Origin of the sequence: Amniculibacterium aquaticum (assembly GCF_003852705.1) — a bacterium.
Lineage (GTDB): Bacteria > Bacteroidota > Bacteroidia > Flavobacteriales > Weeksellaceae > Amniculibacterium > Amniculibacterium aquaticum.
This window is the reverse complement of the sequence record NZ_REFA01000061.1, coordinates 1-1,486: the sequence shown is the minus strand read 5'-3', so window position 1 is coordinate 1,486 and position 1,486 is coordinate 1. Positions and strand designations below refer to the sequence as shown.

At 35.6% G+C, this 1,486-nt stretch carries 1 protein-coding gene; it reads left to right on the top strand.

Translation table 11 applies throughout. The features are described from left to right. Nucleotides 1-458 precede the first annotated feature (458 nt). Nucleotides 459-1,442: an ISAon1 family transposase gene (locus EIY84_RS11690; RefSeq protein WP_241154792.1), complete on the top strand. Its 984-nt coding sequence runs from the start codon at nt 459-461 to the stop codon at nt 1,440-1,442. Nucleotides 1,443-1,486: the final 44 nt, after the last annotated feature.

The window sequence follows — 1,486 nt, the reverse complement described above, 5'->3', positions numbered from 1 at the left end:
TTGATTGAAAAAAAGTGAAAAACCTCAAATATACCAAAAACCAAAAAGTAAACACACAGGCCGATTGGAGGTCTCTGTCCCTCTATCCTAGCCCCGATGGGAGCGGCATCCTTTTGTAAGCCTTGGGAAAGCCCAGGCACAAAAGATACAGCGGACAGCGGGACGAGTACTGAAGAGGGACGAAATCTTGTTGCTAAAAATTGTAGAGATGCTGAGATGCTTTAAATCACGAAGTTCGATAAAGTGTTTGGCTAAATGTTTGTAAAACCATAAAAACTAATGAAATACAGTGAAAAGAAAAAAGAAACTGAAAATGTTTTTTGAAACAAAAAAATTAACCAAAAAACGGTTTAGTAACAAAACCTGGGGAGAATTATAAAAACTCTATTTTTGCATTATGTTTAATGATCACGAATTATTGAAGTTTTTACTTCCTGAATACTTAATCGAATACTTTGATGTTGAAATCCCACGCTGAAGATTACATTCTTTATCCCGAAAACTGTTCTAAGCACTTATCATTAGACGAAGTTGCGTTGTCTGAAGGTGAACTTTATACCGTACTGACTTCTAAAAAATCGAAAGGAAGAAAAGGAAGCATTGTGGCGATGATTAAAGGTACAAAAAGCGAAGAAGTCATCGAAAAAATCCTTAAAATCAACCGAGAAATTAGACTAAAAGCAAAAGAGGTGACTTTGGATATGGCAGGTTCTATGAAGCTCATTGCCAAACGATGCTTTCCTAATGCAATACAGGTTATCGACCGCTTCCATGTTCAAAAACTAGCAATCGAAGCCGTTCAGGAGATAAGAATAAAATACCGTTGGGAAGCGATTGATTTAGAAAATGAAATTCTAAATCAAGCCAAAGACAATAAAACAAAACCTGAAATTCAAATTTTTGGCAATGGTGATACCCGAAAACAACTCCTGGCAAGAAGCCGATATTTACTCTATAAAAGTCGTGATAAATGGACAAAAAGCCAAGGTGAGAGAGCTGATATTTTGTTTAGCGAATATCCCGATTTGAAAAAAGCCTACAACTTGTCCAACAAATTACGAGGGATTTACAATCAGAACATCTTAAAATCGGTAGCAATGCTCAAACTCGCACATTGGTTTAAAGATGTGGAAGAATCGGGGTTTAAATCGTTTGCTATCCTAAAAAACACAATTACGCGACAATATAATGATATCCTCAACTATTTTGAAAAGAGAAGTACTAATGCATCTGCAGAGTCTTTTAATGCGAAAATCAAAAACTTTAGAATGCAACTTCGAGGGGTGACTGATAAATCTTTTTTTTCTATACCGACTATCCCAAATTTTTGCTTAGTCTCCCAACTTTTGATCTTGGTTCCATTTTTTCTTCCCCATTCAAATATATTCCATAAAAGGATATTATGTAAACACTCCCATCAACCATCAACCAAAGAGTTTTGAGCAAAAAAAATCCCCGACTACTTTCGTAATCGAGGATTCTAATA

Excerpts from the sequence above, each read along its gene's own strand:
- EIY84_RS11690 (WP_241154792.1), top strand. The coding sequence starts at position 459 with ATGTTGAAATCCCACGCTGAAGATTACATTCTTTATCCCGAAAACTGT.